This window comes from Devosia sp. FJ2-5-3 (genome assembly GCF_029201545.1).
In the GTDB taxonomy this organism is placed as follows: domain Bacteria; phylum Pseudomonadota; class Alphaproteobacteria; order Rhizobiales; family Devosiaceae; genus Devosia.
Window position 1 is genome coordinate 980,094 of the sequence record NZ_CP104007.1, and the last position, 25,858, is coordinate 1,005,951.

Here is a 25,858-nt window from a genome sequence, read left to right on the forward strand (position 1 = left end):
GAGTATTGAATATGCAGGCCGAAATCTATGCCGATGCCATTGGCGAAATCACGGTGACCGGAACGATCATGCGGCTCGACCTGGTGAGCCTGTCGCACACCATGCGGGACGACAGGGGCCAGCCGGTGCCCGAGCACCGCATGCGCATCGTCATGTCGCTCGAGGGCTTTGCCAACAGCTTCGAAGTTCTCCAGAACGCCATGAACGGGCTGATCGAGGCGGGGGCCATCCGCCGCAACGAACCCGACCAGATCCCGGCCAAGCCGGCCGGTTCGAACGGCACCAACTCCCCCAATTTCATGTAACCGCGTAAGCCCTTCACATGTCGATCCAGACCGGACCTATCTGCCTCTCCGCCATCCTGCGGCACCATGGACTTGACGTGAGTGCCGAGCGGCTGGTCGCCGAATATGCCGTCGGCGACGAGGGGGTGGGGCCCGATCTGGTGCTGCGCATGGCCCGGAATGGCGGGCTCAAGGCCAGGAAAACCCGGCTGCGGCCACGGGCCTTGCTCCAGCTGGGTCAGGCCTATCCGGCGCTGGTCAGGCTGAACAATGGCAATTGGGTCGTGCTGGTGGGCGCCGAAAAGAATGATGCCGGCGCCGGTGTGCTGCGCATCTTCGACCCGCTGGCGGAAGCGTCGGGCGGCATGATCGTCGTGCCGCTCGACCAGTTTGCCAAGCACTGGAACGGCGAGGTGCTGCTGGCCAAGCGTAGTTTCGGCATGTCCGACCCGGAGCAGCCGTTCGGCTTCCGCTGGTTCATTCCGGAAATCCTGCAGCAGCGGCGGCTGTTCATCGATGTGGCGGTGGCAGCGCTGTTTCTTTATGCGCTGGGGCTGGCGACGCCGATCTTTTTCCAGCTCGTCATCGACAAGGTATTGGTGCACGAGAGCTATTCGACGCTGGCCGTGCTGGCGGTGGGTATCGGCGTGGCGCTGATGTTCGAGGCGCTTTTCGTCTTTTTGAGGCGCTATCTGCTGGTCTACGCCACCAACCGGATCGATATCCGCGTGGCGACGCGCACATTCAAGCATCTGCTCAATCTGCCGATCACCTTTTTCGAACATGCCTCGGCCGGTGTGCTCGTCAAGCATATGCAGCAGGCGAGCCGGATCCGGGAATTTCTGACCGGTCGGCTGTTCCTGACCCTGCTCGACGCGATGTCGCTCTTCGTGTTCATTCCGGTGCTGTTCCTCTACAGCCCGACGCTGGCGCTGATCGTGCTGGGGTGCAGTGCGCTGATCGGGCTTGTTGTGGCCTTGCTGGTTGCGCCGTTCCGCAAGCGCCTCGCCGATCTCTATGCCGCCGAGGGCGAGCGGCAGGGTCTGCTTGTGGAGACCATGCATGGGGTGCGCACGCTCAAATCTCTCGCGATGGAGCCGTTGCAGCGACGTAATTGGGATGACCGCTCGGCCCAGACCATCAACAGCCGGTTCAAGGTGGAGGTGATTTCGGTGACCGCGCAGGCGGTGACCGGCCTCATCGAGAAATTGATGTCGGTGGCGATCATCGTCTTCGGTGCCATGCAGGTGTTCGATGGCGTGCTGACTGTGGGTGCGCTGATCGCCTTCAACATGCTGGCGGGCCGCGTCTCGGGGCCGCTGGTGCAGATCGTCACCATGGTTCACGAGTATCAGGAGGTCGCCCTCTCGGTGCGCATGCTGGGCCAGGTGATGAACGAACGGGTGGAGCATGCCGGCAGGAGCGAGGGGCTGCGGCCGGACCTTAGCGGCGGCGTCGAATTCGAAAATGTCGCCTTCCGCTATGGGCAGGACGGGGCCTTCGCGCTCAATGATGTCAGCTTCAGCATGCCCGGTGGTAGTGTTTTGGGCGTCGTGGGCAGAAGCGGCTCGGGCAAGAGCACGATGACGCGTCTGATCCAGGGGCTCTATCCCATCCAGCAGGGCCTGATCCGCATCAGCGGGCATGATGTGCGCGAGCTCGATCTGGGGCATCTGCGGCGCAACATCGGCGTCGTGCTGCAGGACAGTTTCCTGTTCCGCGGCACGGTGCGCGAGAACATAGCCGCGGCCAAGCCGGATGCGACCTTTGAAGAGGTGGTGGAAGCGGCGCGGCTGGCCGGCGCGACCGAGTTCATCGAGCAATTGCCACGTGGTTTCGACACGCTGATCGAGGAGGGGGCCGAGAACCTCTCCGGCGGGCAGCGGCAGCGCCTGTCCATCGCCCGGGCGCTGGTGACCAAACCAAAAATCCTCATTCTCGACGAAGCCACCAGCGCGCTCGACCCCGAGAGCGAGGCCATCGTCAAGCGCTCCATCAAGGGCATAGCGGCCGGACGCACGGTGATCATCGTCTCCCACCGGCTGTCGATGCTGACCGATGCGGATGCCATACTGGTGCTCGATCGCGGCCATCTGGTCGATATCGGTCCGCATAGCCAGCTGGTGTCGCGCTGCACCACCTATCGCCACCTGTGGAACCAGCAGATGAAGCTTGCAGGATGAGTGTCGCAGAGAAGAAAAAGCCCCGCTTGGTAAAGCCGCCCAAGGCCGCCAACGAAGTGGTTGAAAAGCCCGTTGCCCAGAGCGCGGTCATGGATTTCCAGACCGACGCCATTGCGCTCGAGGAGCGCAAGCCGCCGATTGCGGCGCGGCTGACGCTGTACCTCGTGGCAACTGCGATTTGCTCAGCAATTGCGTGGGCCAGCGTGTCGAAAATAGACGAGATCGTCGTGGCGCCGGGCAAATTGTCCACCAGCCAACCCATGCTGGTGGTCCAGCCGCTCGAGACCTCGATCATCCGCGATATCGCAGTCAGGCCCGGCGATATCGTCAAGAAGGGGCAGTTGCTGGCGACGCTCGATCCGACGTTCAGCTCCTCAGACGCCGGGCAGCTGAAATCGCGGCTCGCCAATCTCGGCGCCCAGGTCGCGCGGCTACGGGCGGAAGTGGACGGGCTGTCCTATGCGCCGGGCGAGGCTGCATCGGCCGAAGAGAAGATGCAGGAACAGCTCTTCCGCCAGCGTCGGCTCGCCTATGAAGCGCGGATCGCCGATTTCGACGCGCAGATCGCGCAGAGCCAGGCGGTCATTGACGCATCCCTCACCCAGCAAACTGCGCTCGACCAGCGGCTGGCGGGGCTACGCGAAATCGAAAGCATGCGCTCCGATCTCGCCCAGACCGGCAATGGTTCGCGGCTCGCTCTGCTGGAAAGCCGCGACCTCAATCTCGATCTTCAGGTTTCGGTGAGCCAGATCGTCGGGCAGCATGCGCAGGCGATCGAGCAATTGAACAAGACCGTGGCGGAACGGCAGAATTTTATCGAGGACTACCGGCGCATGGCGCTGGAGCAATTGGTCGATCTCGATGACAAACATGCCGAGGCGCGGGAGGAATTTCGCAAGGTGGAGCTTCGGGCCACCATGTCCAAGCTCTATGCGCCGGCCGATGGCGCCGTGCTCGAAGTGGCCGAACGCTCGATCGCCTCGGTGATCCAGCCGGCAGAGCCGTTGATCACGCTTGTGCCCATCAATGTTCCGCTCGATGTCGAGGTGATGGTCGCCGGCGAAGATATTGGCCATCTGGCGCTGGGGGACCTGGCGCGGGTGAAATTCGACGCCTTCCCGTTCCCGGTGCACGGCACCATGGACGGTACGGTCACGACGATCAGCGGGAGTTCGTTTTCGCCGTCCAATGGCGCCGACCAGAGCAAGGGTCCGGCATTCTACAAGGTCGGCATCAAGCTGGGAGAAGGGCGGCTCACGGATTTGCCGGAGAACTTCGTGCTTCTGCCCGGGATGACGGTGTCCGCCGAGATCCATGCCGGCGAACGCACGGTGATATCCTATTTCCTCCATCCATTGATCCGTGGCCTAGACGAAGCGCTGCGCGAACCGTGAAATGCAACGCGACCCCGGAGGGGTCGCGTCAGAGGCCCGGAGCTATTGGCGCGGCGCCGCGTTCAATCGCGAAATTTCAGTCCAGTCGCAGACGAATGCTGCCGGTCCGGCGAAGCTGGTCGATGACGCCGTGGGAGCGCCAGGCATAGAGCATCCAGCCAAATTCATAGGGCCGACATTCGCGGTCGACCTTGTCGGCCGGGAGCACTGTGTCGATGTAGGGCACGTGCAGGCCGGGGCTGACTGCGGTGGTGAAGGCACCCAGCTTGCGGGCGAGCTTGCTGGGCTCGCTGCGGCCGACCTTGCGCCAGATGGTGCCGTCGGCCTCTGAGACCATTGGTTGTTTGGTCTCGGGACGATTGTCGATCCAACGTAGCCCCTTGGCTAGCGCCGCGCGGTAATCGACGCCGCCGGCATCGAGGAGGTCGAGCAGGGCCATGGGCGCCATGGCATGCTGGTGCACGCTATAGACCGGATAGCCCTCGACGACTTGACCGTCGCGGGTGTCGTAGTGCCACCACCACTGCCCAGCACTACCCTGCAACAGCACGATCCGCGCCGCACAGGCATTGGCGGCCCGCAGCGCTTCCCGATCACCGTTTGCCGCACTCAGGCGAGAGAGAGCCTGGATGGGATAGACCTGGTCGGCGAAGCTGCCGATGTGGCGACGGATCCATCCCGCTGAATCCGATGGCAGGACGTGGGGGAAAAGACCCGAGGCGGACTGCCCTTGCCTGAGTTTGGCTGTCGCGAGCCGTTGCACCTCGCTGGTGTCACCAAGATGGCGTGCGGCCAGCGCTGCGGTCAGGGCCCAAGCGCAGGGAACGGTATGGATTGCCGTCGGGCTGGAGAGCGCCATGGCAAGGATTGCGAACAGATCGGGCGTGTAGACGCCCGCGGTTTCCGCAGCGGCCCAGGCCGACAGGGCGACAGCCCCCGGCTCTCCCGATATTCGGGCGCGCTCGACGCAATTGAGGGCGAGGTCTATGGCTGTCCAGCCGCCGAGCACGTCGCGTTGGACCTGTTCTGGTAGCCAGCCGAGTCCCTGGGCGACGTTCGCCGCATAGCGCAGATTATCGCCCTCGGCAGTGGTGCCGGAGCCATTGCGATTGCCGACGCTGCGCATCGTGTGGGCGACACGCAGATCCGGCAGGATCATGCGCTTGAGGCCTTCGGTCGCCAGATCGCAGAGTTGGGGCAGGCGATCGGCGCTTGTGGCGCTATCGAGCCTCATGCCTGCTATCCGGTCGGGTGTTTCCCCCGGTGCACTCGCCATTCGCCCGTCTCCATCGACACCGTTCAGCATCGGCCATTCCCCATTGTGGTTTTGAGCAAGTTGGCATGTCCCCAACCATGCCGGACATCGCCTTTGCGATGGAGCACCAGTCGCGGTGGGCCTAAAAACGAAGGCGCGCCTAGACCGATGGATTGGGTCGGCTAGCGCTTTTCGCGGTTCCAGAGGTCAACCATGGAGGATGCGTTGTCATGCCAGGCCAGTCCCACCATGCGTCGGGCCCGATAAAGCCGCACCTGCGCGAGGCAGACAAAGCACCGCCAGCGCTCCTGCGCGGTGTCGAGTCGGTTGGAGCGCAGGATGGTTGGAATTTCGCCGAACGGCGACAGGGCCATGACAGCGCTCTTTACGAGCCAGCGGGTCTTGCCCATGACGGATTTTTCGATTTCGCCGAATTCGTGGGCGATGTGGCGATCCCAGCGACGCGCCAGTTCACCGAAGGACCGGCATGAAGGGGTCTTGACGCAGGCGCCTTCGACAAAGGCGATGCGGTGGCCCATGCCCGTCGCGCGCTGGCCCCAGGCGGTGTCCTCCATGGTGCCGATGCCGCCAAAGGGCCCGACCTTGCGGAACACTTCCGCGCGCACCGCCATATTGCCGGTGGCGGCAAAGCCATGGCGCTCCACATAATAGCGGGCGCGGTAACTATAGACGCTCTCATAGGCCTCGACGGCGGTGAGCTGGTTGGCCTTTGCAGGCTGGATACGAATGTCGCCACCGATGATGTCGATCTCGGGATGCTCGTCGAAATAATGTACGATCCGCGACAACCAGTGCGGCATGGCGATGCAGTCCGCGTCGATGAAGAGGAGAAGGTCGCCGCGGGCTTCCTCGGCGCCAAGATTGCGGGCCGGGCCTGGCCCCGGAATGGGTTGATACAGCAGGCGGACCCCCGAAACGAGCGACACCGTTCCCTCCGGCAGCACTGTCGAGCCATTATCGACCACGAGCACCTCGAATGGGATGCCGTCCGCACGCTGCCGGTCGAGCGATCGCAGGCAACTGAGCAGGTCGGGTTCGTTCAGATGGGGCAGAATAATGCTGACACGCGGCGCTTCGGGCATTCCTGCACTCCCTGAATTTGGCCCAGAGTGGTGCGATGGACTATCTGGGGCAATAACCCGAGAGCCATGAATGGCTTAGACCGAACGGTGAAATCCCCCCGCCGTACTGCTCAGCAGGCCACACCTCAGGTCACGCTAAGACTCCTCTTAACATATGTGGGTGTCCTTGATGACAATACGCGATCTCGTGGCAGGAAGCTCAGATTTGCCGACCGGCGCAACCCATTGCATTGTGGGGGGCGGGATAGCCGGGCTTTTGCTGGCGACCCGGCTCGCCCGGCACCACAAACGGGTAATGGTCCTCGAAAGCGGGGGGCTCGATTTCGACGGCGAGATACATGACCTCAATGGCATAGACGACCCGGATGGGCGCTATGGACGCGAGAAAACCGGTCGCTACAGGGGCCTCGGTGGCTCATCCTCGCGCTGGGGCGGGCGCATAATTCCGATCAGTCCGGACGAACACGGCAGGCGGGACCATGTCGCGCAGGAGGGGTGGCCCTTCGCGCTGGAGACACTCGACCGATATCATCACGAGCTGGAGGATTTGTTCCAGATCGGGCACGATTCCTTTGAAGATATCGACGCGGCCATGCCCGGGGCGACGGGCCTTCTTCTCGCCGATGTCGAGAATTTCCGGGCGCGCTGGGCCAAGTGCCCCACCTTTGCGCGCTGCAACATCTTGACCGCGCTGGGCAAGGAAATCCGAGACAGCGCCAATCTGACGGTCGTGCTCCATGCGACCGTGGTCGGTTTCGATCTCGACCGCGAGCAGGGGAGGCTGAGGGCGCTGACCGCACGCAGTCTTTCCGGAGCCAGCGTGACGGTCCGCGCCGAGGAATTCACGATTGCAGCGGGCACGATTGAATCAACCCGCCTTTTGTTGGCGCTCGATGCCGCCAATGACGGGCGCGCCTTTGCCGGCACCGATGCCCTGGGGCGCTATTTCCAGGATCATCTCAAGGCGGAGGTTGCCGTGGTCAACCGACAGCGCCCGGAGTTGACCAATCACATGCTCGGATTTCGCTTCATCAAGGGGACGCGACGCGACCTGCACCTCGAACTGGCCCACAGTGCGCAGGTCGAGGACGGTGTTTCGAGCGGCTTTGTCTATGTGTCGATGGATCTGGCAACTAGTGGACTGTCGATCATCAGGTCGATCGCCCATGGCTTGCAGGAGAGGCGGCTGGAAAGCGGGCAATTGCGCCAGGCCATCGGCCAAGTGGGGCTGCTGTCCACGGCTGCATACTGGCGGCTCCGCTACCGTCAGCTTTATGTGCCCCGCGACGTTCCATTCCGCCTGATGGCCTGTGTCGAGCAATTGCCCCACCCGGAAAATCGTATCCGCCTGTCAACACAGGCCGATCGCATGGGAATGAAGCTGGCCCAGTTCGACTGGAAGCCGCGCGCCGCGGACGAGCAGACCTTTCGATCAACGGTGCGGCGCCTGGCAAGCTATTGGAAACACTCGGGCTTCGACAATCTCTGCCCGCTTGACTGGAACCCTTCGGTGTTGGATCCGGCAGGCAATATCAGCGATCGGGCAGAAGCCTGCGCCCACCCGTCAGGCTCGACGCGCATGGGAACCGATCCTGCCAGCTCGGTGGTTGGACCGAATTTGCGGTGTCACACGATTCCCAATCTGGCAATTGCCAGCGCCTCGGTCTTTCCGACTGCGGGCAGCGCCAACCCGACCTTCACCATCATGAAGCTCGCCATGTGGCTGGGCGATTCCTATCTGGGCCGCTCGACAGCGGCGGACGCCTTGCGGCCGGGGAGCAAAAAGGAAGGCTCCAATCCTTTCGGACGGGAGCCTTCCTTCAGTTCGTAAGGTCGAGACGCAGGAGATTAGAGGATGAAGTCACCCTCGGTCAGCTGGATGTTGCCAGTCAGCTGAATCTCGAAGTCGTGGCGGCCATCACCGTTGATATCACCCTGGATGACGGTGATGCCCTTTTCGGTGTGCCAGGCAATTTCGCCGGGCTTCTTGTTGAAGAGGGTGTCATCGCCAGCAACGAAGCTGAAGGCCTGGTTGCCGGAGGCGCGGCTATTGGCATCGATCTCGGAGAGGTCGATCTTGTCCTGGCCCTTGATGAAGTCCGTGATCACGTCGCGGGCCCCAGCGCGGGTTCCCATTTCGTTGACGGCCTTGAACTGGAACACGTCGTTCCCGGCGCCGCCGGTGAGCGTATCCCGGCCCGTACCGCCGATCAGGACGTCATTGCCATTGCCGCCGACGAGGGTGTCGTTGCCGGCGCGGCCGTCAATGATGTCGTCGCCATTGGTGCCGGTCAGACGATCGGCATTAGAGGTGCCGTTGATCGCATTGGTCGGACCTGGAGTTGGCGTCGGCGTCGGGGTGGTGGGCAGTGTCGGAGCAGGATCGGATGTGCCGGCGATGCCGACAAAATCACGGGCCGTCAGCTGCTTGATCCCGGTGAGGGCAATATCGAGATCGCTCTTGCCGTCGCCGTTGACGTCGATCTGGACGATCGTGCGGTTATTGGCGGCATCGGTATGCCATGCCAGTTCGCCGGCCGTCTTGGTGAAGATCGCGTCGTTTTCCGCCAGGAAGGTGAACCCGTCGTTAGCGGAGGTGCGGCTATTGGCGTCGATGGCGCTGAGGTCGATCTTGTCCTGGCCCGTGACGAAGTCCGTGATCACATCTCGGGTCGAGTTGCTGGTCCCGGAATCGCCGGTGGAGCGGAAGACGAAGGTGTCGTTGCCGGCGCCGCCGGTGAGGGTATCCCGGCCGAGGCCGCCAATGATCGTGTCATTGCCCGCACCACCGTTGATGGTGTCGTTGCCGGCACCGCCATCGATGCGGTCGTTGCCGCCCAGGCCATTGATTGTATTGGCGCTGGCATCACCGGTCAGAACGTCGTCACCCTCGGTCGCGCCCTTGGAAGGGATCGGCGCGGGATCTGGACCTTCAGGCACCGGATCCGGATTGCCCGGCTGGGGCTCACTCGGATTGGACGGCACATAGGCGCCGTCATCGGACAGGCCAGCGACCAGCTGATGTCCATCGGTGGTATTGCCCGACTGGTGGACCGTGGTGTTCGTGTTGAACGTGCCCCACTGGCCCTTGCCGAAATGGTTGTCGATGAACTTGACATCCACCAGCGTGCCCGGGCCGGCCTTGCCGGTCACTGCGTACACGGTGTAGCCGGCGCCCACGAGGAGGTTGTCTTCCACGAGAACGTTGCGGACCGTACCCCAGTCACTCGAGACCATGAGCGCGGAGGTCTGCGAATGGTCGACGATGACCGTATTCCGCTTCACCGTCACATTGCTGGCGTCGATGTTGATGCCGTCATAGTGCGGATCATCCATGTAACCGATCAGGTCGTGGATGTAGTTGCCTTCGATGTGAGTGTTGTTGCCGTTCACATCGATGCCGTCGACGACATGGTGGATGTCGTTCCGCAGGAACGTGCCATGGCCGATAATGCCCTTGCCGGCCTTACCGAGACCATCAAGCTCACTGTCCTGGATGACAGTGCCGGTCACACCCTGTTTGACGTTGATGACCGAGAAGCCGCCACTGGTGATCTTGCTGTTCTGAATAGTTACGTTGTCTGCCTGGATGTAGACCGTTCCCCGAATATCGAGGCCAGACAAAACAGTACCCGCTTTGGTGACAATGATGTCACCCGTGCGCACATCAAGTATAACCCCTTCGGGTAATCCAGTATTAGTTCCATCGGGCCAGTACCCCATAGTTAATCACCTATTCTTTTTATGGAGGCTATGGAAATCTCCCAGCATCTGGGCAATTTTGGGGCTTAAAATCCGCCAGGCAGTGGATGGGTGGCTAGTGGTACTTCTGATTCGTACTAAAAGGGGTGCCGGAGATTTGCTCTTGGGAAGACGTTTTTTGCTTCGGTGTTAGTAATTTGTAACTGTCCGATTAACGCGCGTATTTGAGGCCGGGAGCGACGAGTTGACGCGGGCATTTTTTTGGTTGGCGGTAAGGAAAAAGCGGGATTTTTTGTCGATTCCCGGTCGCCTGATAGCCCGTTCGGTCGATTTTCCGGCTGTAGTTTGGATGCGATAGACTCACCCGATCAGAGCAGACACGTGGGTCCTTGAACCCCGGGGGCATTGTCGATGGGGACGGTAGAGGTTGTCGTTGCGAGGACGATCGAAGCAGTCGAGGCCCTGCGAGCAGTGTGGGCCTCGCTTAACGTTCCCAATATCGATGCCGATATCGACTACTTCCTCACGGTCGTAAAAGAGCTTCCAAGTGCTGTCCGCCCCCATGTCATTCATATCCGCGCCGATGATCGCGACATGCTGGTGGTCGCGCGGATAGAGGATATGCATCTGCCGCTTAAACTGGGCTATTCCACGCTGGCCCAGGTCAGGCTCCGGGGCCTCATTTTGTCGTTCGACGGCATTTTGGGCGCGCGCGGGCGAGCCGACGAAGCGCTCGCCTTTGCCAAGTTGCGCGATGCGCTGGCCTGTGGTGACGCCGACCTCCTCATCGCCCGCAATCTCGACCTTGCCGGCGACCGGCTTGCAGCGGCCATATCCGTCAACCACTGGTTGTTTCGAGGCCACGGGCAGGTGCCCTCCCACCGCTGGGTCATCGACGTCTCAGAAAGCCTTGAGGCGTTCCTGGCCCGGCGCACAGCCTCGACGCGCAAGAAGCTTCGTCGCGAAGAGCGTGAGTTGTTCAAGCATTTCGAGGGTGATGTAGAGCTGCGGTGTTTCCGCGATCCCGACGATCTGGACGAAGCCTGCAGGGACATGACCGCGGTGGCGGCAGTGACCTACCAACACAAGCTGGGTGCCGCGTTCTCGGGTGTGGCGCTCGATCGCGCGCTCCTGCAGTTGGGGTTGAAAATGGGCTGGTCGCGGGTCTGGATGCTCTATTGCGCCGGCCGGCCAGTCGCCTTCTGGCCAGGAACAGCATATGCCCAAGTATTCGCTGTCGGGACGCCGGGATTTGATCCGGTTTATTCTGATTATGCTGTCGGTCGTTTTTCGATGATCAGGATGATCGGCGATCTATCCAGAGATTCATCTGTAAAAATGATGGATTTTGGCCAAGGCGAGGCTGAGTACAAATCCCGCTTCGGGCAAGCTCTGCGGTTGGAGCGGGACATGATGGTAGCTGCACCGCGCCCCTGGCCGGTGGTCGTGCTGTGGATCCACTCCCTCTTCACCCTGGCCAACGAGGGCGCTCGCCAGATGGCCCATTCGTTCAAATGGATCGGCCATCTCAAGACTGCGTGGCGTCGGCGCGGAACTGTCATCGCAACCGACGCCGAGGTCGCACCGTGAGGCAGGACGCAGCACCGGGCATCACTTGCCTTACCTATTGCAGACTTCCCTATGCCGGCGGGGGCTGGCCGCAAAGTTGCGTCAACATTCTTTCCCAATTCGTCTCTCAATCCATACGGCCCATCCTGTTCGTGCCTCGGCGTCGCGCCGAGGGCCCGGAGAACATCGAGTTCCGGCAATGTCTGCACTTCCCGTTCGCCAGGCTGCCCTGGAGCCTGGTGCGGTCCATGGCCGATCGACAGCTTGCCCAGGACTTCAGGCGGGCGCTCGATGCGGCCGATCCGCAATCGACGATCGCCTATTTCTGGCCGGGATCTCCGCCGGAACTGGTCCAGCATGCAAAGCAATTGGGGATCGTCACGGTCCGGGAAATGATCAATTGCTGCATGGCAACCGCCAAGCCCATCCTTGACCGCGCCTATCGGAGGGCCGGCCTGGCACCGGCGCACGCAATTACCGAAGAGGCCGCTGCCGCCGAACTCCTGGAGCTGGCACTTTACGACTTTGTCTTTGCCTCCAATCCATGCGCCGAGGCCTCCCTCGTTGAAGCAGGCGTGTCTGCCGAGCGGATCCTGCCGACCAGTTTCGGGTGGGAGCCCGCGCGCTTTGCCGGCACGGGCGCAGTGGAACGGGGCGATGGTTTTCGGGCTCTGTTCGTCGGCACCGCGTGCGTTCGCAAGGGAATTCCCGAACTGCTGGAGGCCTGGAAGCGGAGCGGGATCGCGGGTGAGCTGTTGATCGTGGGTGATGTCGAGCCCTGCCTCGGCAGGCGTTTGGCAGAGGCCGCGCAGCATGGGGTGAGACTCATGCCCTTTACCGCCAATCTTGGTGATCTCTACCGATCCTGCGATGCGTTCGTTTTTCCGACGCTGGAAGAAGGCGGGCCGCAGGTCACACTGGAGGCCGGCGGCTGTGGCGTGCCGGTGATCACCACGCCCATGGGCGCCTCGCGCATGGTGGACGATGGCCGAAACGGGCTGGTCGTGCCGCCAGGAGACGTCGCGAGCCTGGCAGCGGCCCTGGTCCATCTTTCTGCTGACGCCGCGTTGCGGCAGCGCTTCGCACGGCAGATCGCCATCGACGCACAGGCCTTTGCCTATGACCGGGTCAGTATTGCGCGAGCCGGTATTCTGAAAGGGTTGCTCGGGGTCCGCAGCAGTCCGGAACTGGAGTTCGAGCGCGTTGTCCAGAATTAGTGTGCCTGACGCCCGGCTGGCCCGATCGCAATCGGTTCGAACGCTCGAGAGACCGAAGCGGGTGTTGCGCTCGCGGCAGGCCGAAAACCAATTGCGCGCGTCCCGTGCGGAGCCGGTTTCCAAGGCGATCAATCCCGCGTCCGACAGGGTGAAACTTGGCTGGCCAGTGGTGGCCCTTTGCTGGTCCCTGATCATTCCCTGGATCATTCCCCTGGGCTCGCTCTCCATGCAGCCCTACCGGATTGTGCTGATCGTGACCTTCTTTCCGGCCCTGTTCCGGATTTTTGGGGGCAAGGCGGGGCGGATCGGCGTCGCCGATGTCGCCATCCTGCTGTTTTCGTGCTGGATCTGCGTCGCCCTGGTGATGGCGCATGGATTGCCCGGAGCGGTCGAGCAGGCCGGCAGCCAGGTGCTCGAGACCCTGGGCACGTTCATGGTCGCGCGCGCCTATATCCGCTCTTCGCGCGACTACGAAGCCCTGGCCCGCCTGCTGTTCGTGATCGTCGGCATGGTGCTGTTTCCGCTCGCCCTGCTGGAGGTGGCGACAGGCCGCAACATCGTGCTGGAGCTGGCCACCAAGGTCCTGCCCACCCACATCATCAATTACCAACCGCCAAGGATGGGCATAAGGCGCGTCCAATCGGTGTTCGAGCATCCGATCCTGTTTGGCGTGTTCTGCTCGGGTGCGCTTGCCATGACCTATGTTGTCCGCGGTCATGCCAAATCGGCGACGCGGCGGCTGGCGAGCACGGGGATCGTCGCTGTCACAGCATTTCTCTCGATGTCCTCCGGACCGATGTCGACCGTGATCGTGCAGGTCATGCTGCTGACCTGGGACAAGGTCCTGGGGAAGCTGAAGAACCGCTGGTGGCTGCTGATCGGTGGCTTTTTTTCGCTGGTGCTCGTGCTGGACCTGCTGTCCAACCGTCCGCTTCCGGCGATCCTGTTTTCCTATTTCGCGCTGGATGAGGCGTCAGCCTATTTCCGGCTGCTGATCTGGGAATTCGGGTCACAGTCGGTGCTCAACCATCCCATTTTCGGTGTGGGGCTGGGGGAATGGGACCGGCCAGAGTGGATGCCGTTCAGCGTCGACATGTTCTGGCTGGTCAACGCCATTGTCGGCGGCATTCCCGCGGCCGTTTTCATGACCGTAGCGTTCTTTTCCACCACACTTTCGGTCGGCTTTGCCAAGGGCCTCGATGCGCGCGCCGAGCGGTGCAGGCTTGCGTTTCTCATATCCATGTGCGGCTTTTTCCTCGCCGGCTGGATGGTTCATTTTTGGGGCGCGACCTATGTGCTCTTCATCCTGCTGCTGGGGAGCGGAAGGTGGATGGCAGACCTGGCGGGACCGGATGCAGGCAGGCGTTCCGTCCGCGCCGAGCAGGACGATCTGCGCTAGCCCGTTGTGTTGATTCCGGCCGTCCGGGCGCGTCGGTAGGGTCGGGCTACAGAGCAGGGGGCGTGCTGGTGTCACATGAAAATCATCGTCTATCCGCATGAATTGAGCATTGGCGGGAGCCAGATCAACGCCATCGATCTGGCCGCCTCCATTGCCGCGAAGGGCAATGACGTCATCATTTACGGCACCGATGGTCCGCTGGTGCCCTATGTCAGGGAGCGTGGCCTGAAATTCGTCCGCGCCGTGGATTTCAAATATCGGCCCGCGCCGCCCAAGATCGCCCAGCTCTACGCGCTGGCGCGGCGGGAGAAGGCTGATCTCATCCACACATATGAATGGCCGCCATGCCTCGACGCCTATCTGGGCGCAGGGCTTGTCGGGCGGGTGCCGGTGCTGGCAACCATTCTCGATATGACGCTTTCGCCCTTCGTGCCGCCATCGCTGCCGCTGATCATGGGCACGGCCGAGTTGACGGAAGCGGGGCGCAAGGCCCGGCCCGGGCCGGTCTGGGCGATCGAGCCGCCAATCGATATCGAGCGGGACAATCCAGGAATAGACGCCAGTGCCTTTCGTCGTCGGCTGGCGCTCGGGAAGGGCGAGCTATTGGCGGTGATCGTGTCGCGGCTTGCCGTCGATCTCAAGCTTGATGCCCTGGTTCGCGCCATCGACGCCATCGATGTCGCCGCCGATCGCTATCGGGTCCGGCTGGCGATCGTCGGCGGTGGACCGGCCTACGAGGCCCTTTTCAATCGTGCGGCGGCCGTCAATGCGCGGCATGGGCGAGAGGTGGTGACGCTTCTCGGCGAGGAAGGGGACCCAAGGCCGGCCTATGCGGCGGCCGATATCGTGCTCGGCATGGGCAGTTCCGCCCTGCGGGCCCTCTCCATCGGGCGTCCACTGATCGTGCAGGGGGAAGGCGGATTTTCGCGCGTCTTCGACGCGGATTCCGTCGCTCTTTTCATGCATCAGGGCTTTTACGGCATCGGCGATGGCGGGAGTGACAATCTGGCGGAGCAGATCGGGCTTCTGCTCGCCGACACTGGTTTGCGAGAGGCACTGGGCCGGATGGGTCGCCAGATCGTGGAGCACAATTTCAGCCTCGAGCATATGAGCGCGCGCCTCCTCAAGGTCTACGAGACCGTCGTTCGGCAGGGCGCTGCTTCAAAGATGCCCGAAGTGGCCAGCGTCTTGGGAAGGGCATTCCAACGTGAATTCCAGAACCATGTGCCGCGCAACAAGCAGCATAAGCGCAGGATCGAAACCGCGAAACTATCGGCTGCCGCCCATGGCTCCTGGCCACCGGCGGATCTGGACATGGTCACACAATGAATAAAGAGCACGAACCCGCTATTGCCCCGGAGCGCTCGCCGACCGTGTCGGTGATCATACCCACCTATAATCGCTCGAAGACCTTGGGTGATGCGATGGCCAGCGTGCTGTCGCAATCCTGGACCGACATTGAACTGATCGTTGTCGATGACGGATCTATGGAGGATGTAGAGCCGATCGTCCTGGGCTTTCACGACCCGAGGGTGAAGTTTTTCCGGCGCCCCAAGAATGGCGGGGCCGGGGCCGCGCGCAACTCGGGGATAGCGTTGGCACGGGGGAGTTTTATCGCTTTCCATGATAGCGACGATCTGTGGCTGCCCGGGAAACTTGAGCGGCAGATGCAGTTGATGGCCACGCTGGGCCCGGCCTATGGAGTGGTGACGGGACCCAAGATCCTTTATGGGCGTGACCAGAAGTTCTCTTTCGGCGCGGGGAAGGCCGCGGTCGCACCGGACCCCGCCACGAGGTTGGTTGTCGGCGGCGATACGCTGCAGCATCTGCTGATGGATAATCGGATCAGCCTGCAAAACACGTTGTTCCGGCGGAATTGTTACCCCGGAGATGTGTGGTTCGACCCAGTAGCGCGGGCCAATGAAGACTGGGAATTTGCGGTTCGCGTGGCGCGGAACACCGACATTTACGAGGACACGATCCCTGTGGTGCTTGGATTCATGTCGGCCGACAGCATTTCACGCAACAAGCGCCGGGAGTGCACGGGGCTCATTCGTATCCTCAAAAAGAATAAGGATGTGCTTGCCCTTTACCCCTATCAGCACGCGCTGCTGCGGCTCGATCTCGCCCACTACATGCACAAGTTCGGCAAGCGGAGGCGCGCCATTGGCTTTCTGGCCAGCGCGCTGCGGCTGTACCCCGGTTGCGTGTCGGCGCTTGGCTTCATGGTCGCAAGATGGGGGAAAGGACGATTTGCCAAGGCTTGGCAGGCGATCGCTTTGCCGCGTCGTCGGCGACAGGTTTAGATCGTAATTAGAGCTGCTTTTGGAGGAAGGTGCGGGTGCGGCCCTTGGGGAAGTCCGGGAGTTCGCCGAAGGTCTTGTAGCCAGCGCGTTGGTATGTCTTGAGGGCCACAGGACTGAAGGTGTCGATATGGGCGGCGTGGCAGCCGCGCGCGCGGGCTTCGGCTTCTGCGGCCTCAAGTAGGCGCGGCGCCCAGCCCTGACCGCGCAGGGGCTCGGCGATGAACAGCCACTGAATATAGAGCCAGCCCCAGGCGGTGTACCCGGAGAGGCCGCCCAGGAAGGCGCCGACTTCATCGGTGAGGGTGATGGCGAGGGGAAGGCGGTCGGAGGGACCGGCATCGGCAGCGTTGAAGGCGGCAAGACCGTCGCCGATGGCCGCCAGTTCATCGCTGGTCGGCGCATCGGTCAGTTTGAGATTGATCGTCATCACCGCTCTTCGGGCATGGGGCGGATGAAGTGGTTTTCCGAGATCTGGCGGATTTCGGACTGTGGCAGTGCGGACTGGCGGCGGATCGTTTCCACCTGGTCCAGTTCTGCGCCGGCTTCCGAAAACCGCCGGTCCGGATCGGGCACGGCCGAGAGCAGGAGGCGGGTATAGGGGTGCTGCGGGTTTTCGAGCACGCTGTCTGTTGCACCCCATTCGACGATCTGGCCGGCATACATCACCATGATGTCCTCGGCCACATAGCGGGCCGTGGCGATGTCATGGGTGATGTAGAGGAGGGCAAGGCCCAGCTCCGCCTTCATGTCGTTGAGCAGATTGAGAATGCCGAGGCGCACCGAGACGTCGAGCATGGACGTGGGCTCGTCTGCGACGATGACCTGCGGATTGACCGCGAGCGCACGGGCAATCGAGATGCGCTGGCGCTGGCCGCCCGAAAGCTCGTGGGGATATTTCGGCATGACAATGGCCGGGTCGAGCTTGACCCGGGCCAGCAGCTCTTCGACCGCAGCCTTGCGCTGTGCTGCGTTGAGGCCTTTCTGGTGGAGGCGAAGCGGGCGCTCGAGGTGATAGAAGATGGTGTGGGCCGGATTGAGCGAAGAGAAAGGGTCCTGGAAGACCATCTGCACAGACGAGCGATAGGCCTTGACCGCCTTGGCGTCGGCCTTGCCCTGTGGTGCACCCTTGAACAGCAATTGTCCCTGGTCTGGAACATATTCACGCATGATGAGGCGAGCAGCCGTGGTCTTGCCAGAGCCGCTTTCGCCGACAAGCGCAAGCGTGCGGCCGGAATGGAGCGCGAAGGAAACGTCGCGGGCGGCATAGACGGGCTTGTCCTTGCCGCCAAAGATCTTCGAAACATTGTCGAGGGCGAGGATGGGCGCGGTTTGGCTCATGATGTGGCCTCGCGAGAGATCTGGGCGCCGTGCAGCTTGGGCATGGAGGCCCAGAGGCGGCGCGTGTAGTCGTGCTGGGGCGAGCGGTAGATGGTCTGGGCGGCGTTGACCTCGACCAGATTGCCTTCGAGCATGATGCCGATGCGGTCGGAGACCTGCACCATCAGGCTCAAATCATGGGTGATGAACAACACGGCAAAACCCAGCTGCTTGCGCAGCACGTCGATGCGCTGGAGGATCTCGCGCTGCACGACAACGTCGAGCGCGGTGGTGGGCTCATCCATGATCAAGAGCTTGGGATTGAGCGCGAGGCAGATAGCGATGACGATGCGCTGGCGCATGCCGCCCGAGCACTGGTGGGGGTAGGCGGACAGGCGGTCGGGGGAAATATCGACCAGCTTGAGGAGTTCGGCAGCACGCTCGCGCGCCTTGGCCCGGGTGATGTCGGTGTGGGTGCGCAGCACATCGTAGAACTGCTCTTCGATGGTCAGCACCGGGTTGAGCGAGTTCATGGCGCTCTGGAACACCATGGCGACTTCCCGCCAGCGGAACTTTCGCAATTCCTGATCGTCGAGCGTGAGCACATCGCGACCGTCGACAAGGATCTGGCTGCCCTTGCGGATCAATGCAGGCGGGCGGTGCAGGCGGCTGACCGCGAAGGCGATGGTGGATTTGCCGCAGCCCGACTCGCCGGCGAGGCCGAAGAGCTCGCCCGGCTGGATGTCGAAGCTGACATTCTTGACGGCCGAGAAATCCTTTTCAGCCCCGATATAGTCGATGGTGAGATTGCGGACGGAGAGGACGGGAGTGGTCATAGCTTGCCTTCTCCGGCATGGACCATGCGGGTCCAGCGATTGAGTATGCCGCCAGTGCGCAGGCGCGGATTGGCGATCTCGTCGATGGCGAAATTGACCAGCGCCAGGCCAAGGCCGAGCAGCGCCAGCGCAAAGCACGGCGAGAGCAGATCCCACCAGGCGCCGACCGAGAGGGCAGAAGCGTTCTGCGCGTTATAGAGCATGATGCCCCAGGAGACGGTGTTCGGATCACCCAGGCCAAGGAATTCGAGCGTGGCTTCAGCGATGACGGCGAAGATGACGCTACCGATGAAATTGATGCCGACGATGGAAATCAGGTTCGGGAAAATCTCGAAGGCCATGATGCGCCAGCTCGGCTCGCCCAGCATTTCGGCGGACTTAACATAGTCGCGCTGGCGAATGGAGAGCGTTTCCGAACGGGTAACGCGCACGCCCCAGGCCCAGGAGGTGAGGCCGAGAATGATGGCAATGACCATCGGGCTGGCCTGACCGATAAAGGCGGCAAGCACCAGCAGCAGGGGCAAATTGGGGATGACCAGCACCATATTGGTGAAGAAGTTGATGACCTCGTCGATCACGCCGCCCTTGTAGCCGGCAATGATGCCCAGAATGGTGCCGATGATGGTGATGAGCAGGCCCGCGCCAAAGCCGACGGCGAGCGAAACCCGCGCGCCATGGATCAGGCGCGAGAACACGTCGTGGCCAAGGCGGGTCGTGCCAAGCCAATGGTCCCAGGACGGGGCCTGGTGTGGGCGGCCAACGCGCTTGGTCGGGCTATATTCGGTGAGGAACGGCGCGAAGATGGCGATGAGCAGGATCAACATGATGATGGTCAAGCCGACCACCGCCTTCTTGTTGTGCAGGAGCTGGCGGAGCAGGGGCATGGCTCAGGCCTTCTTGAGGCGCGGATCGAGCAGGACATAGCTCAGATCGACGACGAAATTGGAGACGAGCATGGCGGCAGTCATGATCAGGAGCTGGCCCTGGATGACCGGATAGTCGCGCGCGAGGATGGCCTGGTAGAGCGTATTGCCGAGGCCGGGATAGTTGAACACCACCTCAATGATCAGCGACCCGGAGAGAATGGTGCCGATGGCGATGGCAAGGCTCGAGACGGTCGGCAGCAGCGCGTTACGGGCGGCGTACCACAGCATGACGTTCTTGTCGGAGAGGCCCTTGGCGCGACCCATGACGATATAGTCTTCGCCGAGGAGATTGATCATGTTGTTGCGCATGGTGACGGCAAAGCCGCCCGAGAGCGCAATGACCAGCGTCACCAGGGGCAGGGTGCCGTGATAGATCACGCTCGAGATATATTCCCAGGTAAAGGCGGGATCGAGCATCGGGTTGGCGGCATAGCCATTGGGGAACCAGCGTAGCGTATAGCCGAACAGGAACAGCATGATGAGCGAGATCACCACGGCCGGGACGGAGCTGCAGAAGATCGCCAAGAGCGAAACGACCGAGTCAAAGCGCGAGCCACGGCGCCAGGCGGCCATGACGCCAAGGAACGTGCCGAGGGTGAAGCTGATCAGCGTGGCAATGCCGACGAGGCCGAGGGTCCAGACCAGCGCACGGCCGAGCAATTCAGTGACGGGGAGGGGGAAGTATTTGATCGAGCGGCCGAGATCGCCGGTGAAGACGCTCTTGAGATAGGAAAAATACTGCTCGTGAACCGGCGCGTCGATGAAGCCGAAGGTGAGCTTCAGAGCGTTGAGGTTTTCGAGGCTGAGTTCGGAGCCGGCGCTGGCGAACATGATCTGGATGGGATCACCCGGCATCAGGCGCGGCAGGAAGAAGTTAATGGTGGCGGCGGCGAGGAAGGCCGCGAGGTAGAACGCCAGGCGTCGCAGCAGGAAGCCCATATTTTTTCCTTCTCTCGTGGCTGCCTGACTGGATCCCCGTCTGGTGCGGGAAGAGCGCGTTCCGGCAGGAGAGAGGCGCGCCAGAGCGCGCCTCCCGTGATGATTATTGTGCGACTGGCTCGAGGTCGAGCAGCTGCAGCAGACGCGCTGGATTGGCGTTGGACACGACCGGCGAGTACTTCGGATTTTCAGCATCCGCCCAGCCGGTGAAGCGGCTGGTGTTGTACTCGTAGAAGGACGGGCTGTTGTAGAGCGGCACGATCGGCAGGGCCTCGGCCACGATCAGCTGGATCTTGTCCATCGCCGTCTTGCGGGCTGCAGGATCCTTGCTCTGCTTATATTCGCTGAGCAGGGCCGTAACTTCCTCGCTCGACCAGTGCGGCGCGGTGAAGCGCGACTTGCCGAAATCATCCGGGTTGAAGGAGCGGATGAAGGGGAAGTAGGGGTCGGCAGCCGATGCCAGGGCGTTCAGCGTCATCGAATATTCACCCGAGATGAGCGCGGAGGTCCACACAGCGGCTTCGGGGGTCGACATCTTCACGTTGAGGCCGGCTTCCTGCATGGTTTCCATGGAGATCTGCACGGCGTCGATCCAGTCGGTCCAGCCGTTTGGAACCATGAAGTCGATGGCGATCGGGGTGCCATCGGGATTGTCGCGGAAACCGTCATTGTCGGCGTCGACATAGCCGGCTTCGTCGAGAAGAGCGATGCCAGCGTCGAGGTCGAACTTGGCATACTGGCCGAACTGGGTCTCGACTTCGGGATTGGCGAAGGCCGAGTAGAGTTCGCCCAGGCCCGACGGGTCCTCGTTGACGAGCGGATAGCCGTAGCCAGCGATATCAACGATGGTCTGGCGGTCGATCAGCATCGAGAGCGCGCGACGGAAGTTGACGTCGTTATAGGCCTTGCGGGCGTTTTCGTCAGGCGAGACCTGGCTCATCTGCAGCGAAACGAGGCTGGAGGGGGTGAACCAGTATTTGTGATGCTCGGGATCCTTGGCGACAAAGGTATTGTCGATGTCGGGGATGAAGCTGGTTGCCCAGTCGAGCGTGCCTTCGGCGAGTGCGGCGAGAACCTGCGGGTTGTCGGCCAGCTGCGGCATGCGCAGGCAGTCGACCTTGAGGTTTTCCGCATCCCAATAGTGCGGGTTGGCGCACTGTTCGTAGACCTGCGGCGTGAAGCGGGTGATTTCGGTCATCGGCCCGGAAGCGACCGGGTTCTCGTTGGCGAAGGTTACGGGATCTTCGATCGAGGCCCAGATATGCTCGGGAACGATCGGCATGCCGACAATGGTGTTGGCGATGAGCGAGTTGGCTTCGGTGAGGTTGAAGCGCACGGTGCGATCATCGACCTTTTCGACCGATGTCAGCTGCTGGGAGACGGAAATGAAGTCCAGCGCCGGGAACTTCTTGAGATAGTCGTAGGTGAAGACGATGTCGTCGGCGTCGAGTGTCTCGCCGTCCGACCACTTGAGGCCCTCACGCAGGGTGAACGTGATCGACATCAGATCGTCGGCCAGGTCGAAGCTCTCGGCCAGGCGGAAATTGGGCTCATTGCCCTTGAGGCGGTTGAACACCACCAGCGGCTCGTACATGAAGTCGAGCGTGGTGTAGCGGGCAGAGGTCTGACCGAACGGGTTGAAATTGCGCACGAACGTGGTCGTCTGCTCCGAGCTGAGCGTCAGGACGTTCTGGGCAAAAGCGGGTGCCGCCATTGCCAACACTGCTGCGGACGTTGCCGCCAGAAGTGTGAGTTTCCTCATTTTTCCAGTCTCCTTGCTTGGTGGTTCGCCTCAGGCGACGCCACGCTCCCTGAAAATCTGTTCCACCTCGGCATGGAGTGCATGCACGTCCACGCGGTGTGTTCCCAGCCTGCCCTCTGCGCGCGCGATGCGCTCGAGGCTTTTCTCGCTCAAAGGACGGGCTGCCTTGCAGGCCGCCTGGCTCTGAGAAAGGTCGCCCTGGCTATGAAGGGCTATATCGTAGCCGGCGTCGAGGGCGGCGGTTACCCGCTCATCCCAGCTGCCGGTAAGGGCATCCATGGTCAGGCAATCGGTGATCAGCACGCCATCATAGTCCAGCGTATCGCGGATCAGCTCGCAGACGCGCGGCGAGATCGAGGCCGGCAGGTCGGGATCGATCTGGGTAAAGATCAGATGGGCCACCATCGCCCAAGGCGTGTCCTTGAGGCGGATGAAGGGGAGGAAATCTGTGTCCATCATCTCCTCGACTGAAGCGCGGACGACGGGCAGGTCGTGGTGGGGGTCGACATCGACGCGGCCATAGCCGGGGATGTGCTTCATGATCGGCATCGAGCCGACCTCGAGCAGGGCTTCGATCGCCACGCGGCCAAATTCTGCCACGAGCTCGGGGTCCGAACCCAGCGAGCGCGACGAGATGATGTCATGGGTGCCCGGACGGGCAAGATCGACAACCGGGGTCGTGCCCGAGCCGATGTTGAGATCGCTCATCATCGAGCCCATGGCCAGATGGCTCTGGCGCAGCGCGTGCTTGGCCAGCTCGCGGTCCTTTTTGGCAAGCGCTGCAAAATGGCCGAGCGGACGGAAGAGGGGCCAATTGCCATTGTCGAGGCGCTGCACCCGGCCGCCTTCCTGGTCGATATAGACCGGGGCGTCGTCGCGGCCGACGGCTTCCTTGAACTGGCTGACCAGCTTGTGGATCTGGTCGTGGTTGTCCAGATTGCGCTTGAACAGAAAAAGCCCGAATGGATTGGTCTCGCGGAAAAAGGCGATTTCGTCAGCCGAAAGCTCATAGCCTGGCATGCCGACGAAAAGGGCGAGGGGTGTGGTCGAAGCCATGGTCAGTTTTCCGGTTCGGTCTTGGGCTTGATGCGCAGCAGGCCCTGGTAGATGTCTTCATTGTCGGAGGGAATCGGCATGGCGCCGGCGGCCTTGACGTAGAAGTCGACAGGCCCGGCCGAGCCGATAATGGCATAGGCGTAGCCCTGGGCCTTCATCGCCACGAGAGTGTGATAGAAGAGCGCGAGGCCAATGCCCTTGCCGCGCTGGTCTTCGGAGACGCCGGTGGGGCCGAAAAAGCCGCGCGCGGTGGCATCATGGCAGGCAAAGCCGACCAGTTGCCCGTCAACAGTTGCGATGAGGCAACCGGGGGGCTGGTGGGCCATGGCGGCCGAAACTTCGCTGACCCAATATTCGGAAAAGTGGGTGCGCACCCAATCCTTGATGATGTGCTGCTCGGGGGGCAGGGCGACGCGGATAGTCGCCTCGACGGCCTCTGCCTTTCTGCGCAGCTCGTCCATCTTGCGGCTATAGAGATTGACCAGCAGATCCATGATCAGCTCGCGATGCGGGGGTGATCGGCAGCGGCGCGGCGCAGGAAGCCATCAGCGCCACTGAGGGCCGCCTGGGCGTCTGCAGCATTCATGCCGGTGAGGGCCATGAGGATGGCCAGCTTCACATTATTGCCCGCCTCGACCAGATAGCGCTCGGCCTCGTCATTGGAGCAGCCTGAGACTTCCGCAAGCATGCGGGTGGCGCGCGCCGAGAGCTTGGCGTTGGAGACCGAGAGGTCAACCATGAGGTTTTCGTAGCTCTTGCCGATCCGGATCATGGATGCGGTGGTGAGCATGTTGAGAACGAGCTTTTGGGCGGTACCCGATTTGAGGCGGGTGGAGCCGGTAAGCGCCTCAGGTCCCACGACCGGCGAAATGGCGATTTTGGCGATGTCGGCAATGGCCGAAATGGGATTGCAGGAGAGGGAAACGGTGGTGGCGCCCACTTCATTGGCATATTCGAGCGCGCCGATGACGTAAGGCGTACGGCCGCTGACGGCGATGCCGACGACAACGTCGCGGGCCTCCAGCTTGGCCTTCTCGAGATCGCGGCGGCCTTCGTTGCGGTCATCCTCGGCCCCTTCGATGGGGTGGCGCAAGGCACGGTCGCCACCGGCGATTATGCCGACGACCATGGTCTCGGGGACGCCGAAAGTGGGCGGACATTCGGAAGCATCGAGCACACCAAGGCGACCGCTGGTGCCCGCACCGGCATAGATGAGCCGACCGCCGGCCTTGAAGGCCTCAACAATGCAGTCGACCACTTCGGCGATTTGTGGGAGCACGGCATTCACCGCGCCAGCCACCTTGGCGTCTTCCGCGTTCATGGCGGCGAGAATCTGCTCGGTCGACATGAGGTCGATCTGCATCGTGTCAGGATTGCGGGCCTCGGAGACCAGATGTTCGAGTTCCGCGATCAGTGTGCTTTTTGCCATCGTGCCATCACTCATAGAATGGCTCGATGCTATGAACGAATATTCCGTCTGTCAACGAAAGTTGGAATATTGTATTCCGAAATGCGTCAGTGTGTGTGTAGAATGGTGGAAAAGCGGCGGGTATTGCGCCGCCAAGCTGGCGAGGGCGTGGCTAGAGTGATTTGGGAGTCATTCAGGGTCGTTGCGTGAGGGCAGTTGCGCCGCAGAGGCAGACTGCCTTGGCGCTGCGCGCTCGTCTACCGGGTTGCCGCTGGGGCCGAGGCGCGGGAGCTGCGGCGCATCAGTGATGGAAACAAGCATGTCGGTTCTGAAACTGCTCGAGGCGCAGAAGGCGTCGATGACCCTCGCAGACAGGGAGATCGCCGAATTCATTCTCGAGGATCCGGCGCGAATGCTGGATCTGTCCTCTGCAGCCCTGGCCGAAGCGACCGGGCGCAGCCAATCGAGCGTCGTAAAGTTCAGCCAGAAACTGGGTTACAGCGGCTATCAGCAGCTGAAAATGGCGGTGACGACCGCTCGGGCGATGGAGTGGCACGCGCCGGGCGGCGTGATCCATGGATCGATCGACGCCAGCGACAGCCACATGACCATCGTGCAGAAGCTGATCAGCAGCAAACTTCTATCCATGCGTGAAACCGCTTCCGCCAATGACGAGGAGACGATCACGGCGGCGCTTGCAAAGCTCGTCGGGGCGCGGAAACTTCTCCTGGCAGGTGTCGGGGCCTCATCGCTGGTGGCAAAGGATTTTTCCTACAAGCTGCTCAAGCTCGGGCGGACAGTGCTGCTCAACAGCGACAATCACATCCAGATTTCCAACGCCTCGGCACTGGGCAAAAGCGATGCGCTGATGGCGCTGTCCTATTCGGGGCGCAGCGTGGAAACCCTGCGCATTGCCGAACTCGCCAAGAAACGGGGGGCGACGGTGATCTCCGTCACGGGGCTCCAGTCCAATCCCCTGGCGGAAGTGGCCGACATCAAGCTGTTCACCGTGGCCGACGAGGACCGTGTGCGTTCATCGGCCATCACCGCCCGCGACGCCCAGCTTGTGTTGATGGACATGCTGTTCATCCTGCTGCTGCGCCACCAGGGCGATGCCTATGATTACATCCACAACAGCGAAACGGCCGTCACAGTGCTGAAGGCCTGAACACCTTCAAAAGCGTGCTTTCTCGGGCGTCGTG

At 62.0% G+C, this 25,858-nt stretch carries 22 protein-coding genes; 10 read left to right on the top strand and 12 right to left on the bottom strand.

Annotation, left to right across the window (positions count from 1 at the left end; genetic code table 11):
- Positions 1-11 precede the first annotated feature (11 nt).
- Genes N0P34_RS04745 through N0P34_RS04755 form a run of 3 tightly spaced genes read left to right on the top strand, consistent with a single transcriptional unit; the run spans position 12 to position 3,861 of the window.
- Entirely contained in the window at positions 12-305 is a 294-nt protein-coding gene (locus N0P34_RS04745; protein WP_275605864.1) for a hypothetical protein, read from the top strand.
- 17 nt (positions 306-322) lie between these two features.
- Entirely contained in the window at positions 323-2,467 is a 2,145-nt protein-coding gene (locus N0P34_RS04750) for a peptidase domain-containing ABC transporter (RefSeq protein WP_275605865.1), read from the top strand.
- A gap of 26 nt (positions 2,468-2,493) precedes the next feature.
- Positions 2,494-3,861, top strand: a complete 1,368-nt coding sequence (locus N0P34_RS04755; RefSeq protein WP_275605866.1) for an HlyD family type I secretion periplasmic adaptor subunit — start codon at positions 2,494-2,496, stop codon at positions 3,859-3,861.
- A gap of 76 nt (positions 3,862-3,937) precedes the next feature.
- Here N0P34_RS04755 and N0P34_RS04760 read toward each other — a convergent pair whose 3' ends face one another.
- Both N0P34_RS04760 and N0P34_RS04765 read right to left on the bottom strand, forming a co-directional pair.
- Positions 3,938-5,095 (bottom strand): hypothetical protein, encoded by a 1,158-nt coding sequence (locus N0P34_RS04760; RefSeq protein ID WP_275605867.1) that lies wholly within the window; start codon positions 5,093-5,095, stop codon positions 3,938-3,940.
- A gap of 203 nt (positions 5,096-5,298) precedes the next feature.
- On the bottom strand, positions 5,299-6,219 hold the full coding sequence (locus N0P34_RS04765) for a glycosyltransferase family A protein (protein WP_275605868.1): 921 nt from the start codon (positions 6,217-6,219) through the stop codon (positions 5,299-5,301).
- Between the two features lie 205 nt (positions 6,220-6,424).
- Here N0P34_RS04765 and N0P34_RS04770 point away from each other — a divergent pair, with 205 nt between their 5' ends.
- Positions 6,425-8,050 carry a GMC family oxidoreductase gene (locus N0P34_RS04770; RefSeq protein ID WP_275605869.1) on the top strand — a complete coding sequence of 542 codons (1,626 nt, stop codon included), beginning with the start codon at positions 6,425-6,427 and terminating at the stop codon, positions 8,048-8,050.
- A 17-nt stretch (positions 8,051-8,067) separates the two neighbouring features.
- Here N0P34_RS04770 and N0P34_RS04775 read toward each other — a convergent pair whose 3' ends face one another.
- Positions 8,068-9,885, bottom strand: coding sequence for a M10 family metallopeptidase C-terminal domain-containing protein (locus N0P34_RS04775; protein ID WP_275605870.1), 1,818 nt, complete (start codon positions 9,883-9,885; stop codon positions 8,068-8,070).
- A gap of 447 nt (positions 9,886-10,332) precedes the next feature.
- On the opposite strand from N0P34_RS04775, the gene N0P34_RS04780 reads away from it, so the two are divergent.
- The 5 genes from N0P34_RS04780 (at position 10,333) to N0P34_RS04800 (ending at position 16,412) form a co-directional block, all read left to right on the top strand.
- On the top strand, positions 10,333-11,511 hold the full coding sequence (locus N0P34_RS04780; RefSeq protein ID WP_275605871.1) for a GNAT family N-acetyltransferase: 1,179 nt from the start codon (positions 10,333-10,335) through the stop codon (positions 11,509-11,511).
- Between the two features lie 227 nt (positions 11,512-11,738).
- Positions 11,739-12,707, top strand: a complete 969-nt coding sequence (locus tag N0P34_RS04785) for a glycosyltransferase (protein WP_275605872.1) — start codon at positions 11,739-11,741, stop codon at positions 12,705-12,707.
- A 61-nt stretch (positions 12,708-12,768) separates the two neighbouring features.
- Entirely contained in the window at positions 12,769-14,106 is a 1,338-nt protein-coding gene (locus N0P34_RS04790; RefSeq protein WP_275605873.1) for an O-antigen ligase domain-containing protein, read from the top strand.
- 75 nt (positions 14,107-14,181) lie between these two features.
- Positions 14,182-15,435: a glycosyltransferase family 4 protein gene (locus tag N0P34_RS04795; protein ID WP_275605874.1), complete on the top strand. Its 1,254-nt coding sequence runs from the start codon at positions 14,182-14,184 to the stop codon at positions 15,433-15,435.
- Positions 15,432-16,412: a glycosyltransferase family A protein gene (locus N0P34_RS04800; RefSeq protein WP_275605875.1), complete on the top strand. Its 981-nt coding sequence runs from the start codon at positions 15,432-15,434 to the stop codon at positions 16,410-16,412. The genes N0P34_RS04795 and N0P34_RS04800 overlap by 4 nt, the downstream gene beginning before the upstream one ends.
- Positions 16,413-16,419: 7 nt before the next feature.
- On the opposite strand, the gene N0P34_RS04805 is transcribed toward N0P34_RS04800, so the two are convergent.
- From N0P34_RS04805 to murQ, 9 genes are all read right to left on the bottom strand, one after another.
- Positions 16,420-16,839, bottom strand: a complete 420-nt coding sequence (locus N0P34_RS04805; RefSeq protein ID WP_275605876.1) for a GNAT family N-acetyltransferase — start codon at positions 16,837-16,839, stop codon at positions 16,420-16,422.
- Positions 16,839-17,750, bottom strand: coding sequence for an ATP-binding cassette domain-containing protein (locus N0P34_RS04810; RefSeq protein ID WP_275605877.1), 912 nt, complete (start codon positions 17,748-17,750; stop codon positions 16,839-16,841). The genes N0P34_RS04805 and N0P34_RS04810 overlap by 1 nt, the downstream gene beginning before the upstream one ends.
- Positions 17,747-18,565 (bottom strand): ABC transporter ATP-binding protein, encoded by an 819-nt coding sequence (locus N0P34_RS04815; protein ID WP_275605878.1) that lies wholly within the window; start codon positions 18,563-18,565, stop codon positions 17,747-17,749. The genes N0P34_RS04810 and N0P34_RS04815 overlap by 4 nt, the downstream gene beginning before the upstream one ends.
- A complete protein-coding gene (locus N0P34_RS04820) occupies positions 18,562-19,449 on the bottom strand; it encodes an ABC transporter permease (RefSeq protein WP_275605879.1) in 888 nt (295 codons plus the stop codon). The genes N0P34_RS04815 and N0P34_RS04820 overlap by 4 nt, the downstream gene beginning before the upstream one ends.
- 3 nt (positions 19,450-19,452) lie before the next feature.
- The gene (locus tag N0P34_RS04825; protein ID WP_275605880.1) at positions 19,453-20,430 is read right to left on the bottom strand and encodes an ABC transporter permease; all 978 of its coding nucleotides are present in this window, start codon (positions 20,428-20,430) and stop codon (positions 19,453-19,455) included.
- 103 nt (positions 20,431-20,533) lie between these two features.
- Positions 20,534-22,192 (bottom strand): ABC transporter substrate-binding protein, encoded by a 1,659-nt coding sequence (locus tag N0P34_RS04830; protein ID WP_275605881.1) that lies wholly within the window; start codon positions 22,190-22,192, stop codon positions 20,534-20,536.
- Positions 22,193-22,222: 30 nt separating this feature from the next.
- Positions 22,223-23,248, bottom strand: a complete 1,026-nt coding sequence (locus N0P34_RS04835; protein WP_275605882.1) for a glycoside hydrolase family 3 N-terminal domain-containing protein — start codon at positions 23,246-23,248, stop codon at positions 22,223-22,225.
- A 2-nt stretch (positions 23,249-23,250) separates the two neighbouring features.
- Positions 23,251-23,745, bottom strand: a complete 495-nt coding sequence (locus tag N0P34_RS04840; RefSeq protein ID WP_275606925.1) for a GNAT family N-acetyltransferase — start codon at positions 23,743-23,745, stop codon at positions 23,251-23,253.
- Positions 23,745-24,677, bottom strand: a complete 933-nt coding sequence (murQ, locus tag N0P34_RS04845; protein WP_275605883.1) for an N-acetylmuramic acid 6-phosphate etherase — start codon at positions 24,675-24,677, stop codon at positions 23,745-23,747. Before murQ ends, N0P34_RS04840 begins: the two co-directional genes overlap by 1 nt.
- A 298-nt stretch (positions 24,678-24,975) precedes the next feature.
- Between murQ and N0P34_RS04850 the strand changes: the two genes are divergently transcribed.
- On the top strand, positions 24,976-25,824 hold the full coding sequence (locus N0P34_RS04850) for a MurR/RpiR family transcriptional regulator (protein ID WP_275605884.1): 849 nt from the start codon (positions 24,976-24,978) through the stop codon (positions 25,822-25,824).
- The last annotated feature ends 34 nt before the right edge of the window (positions 25,825-25,858 follow it).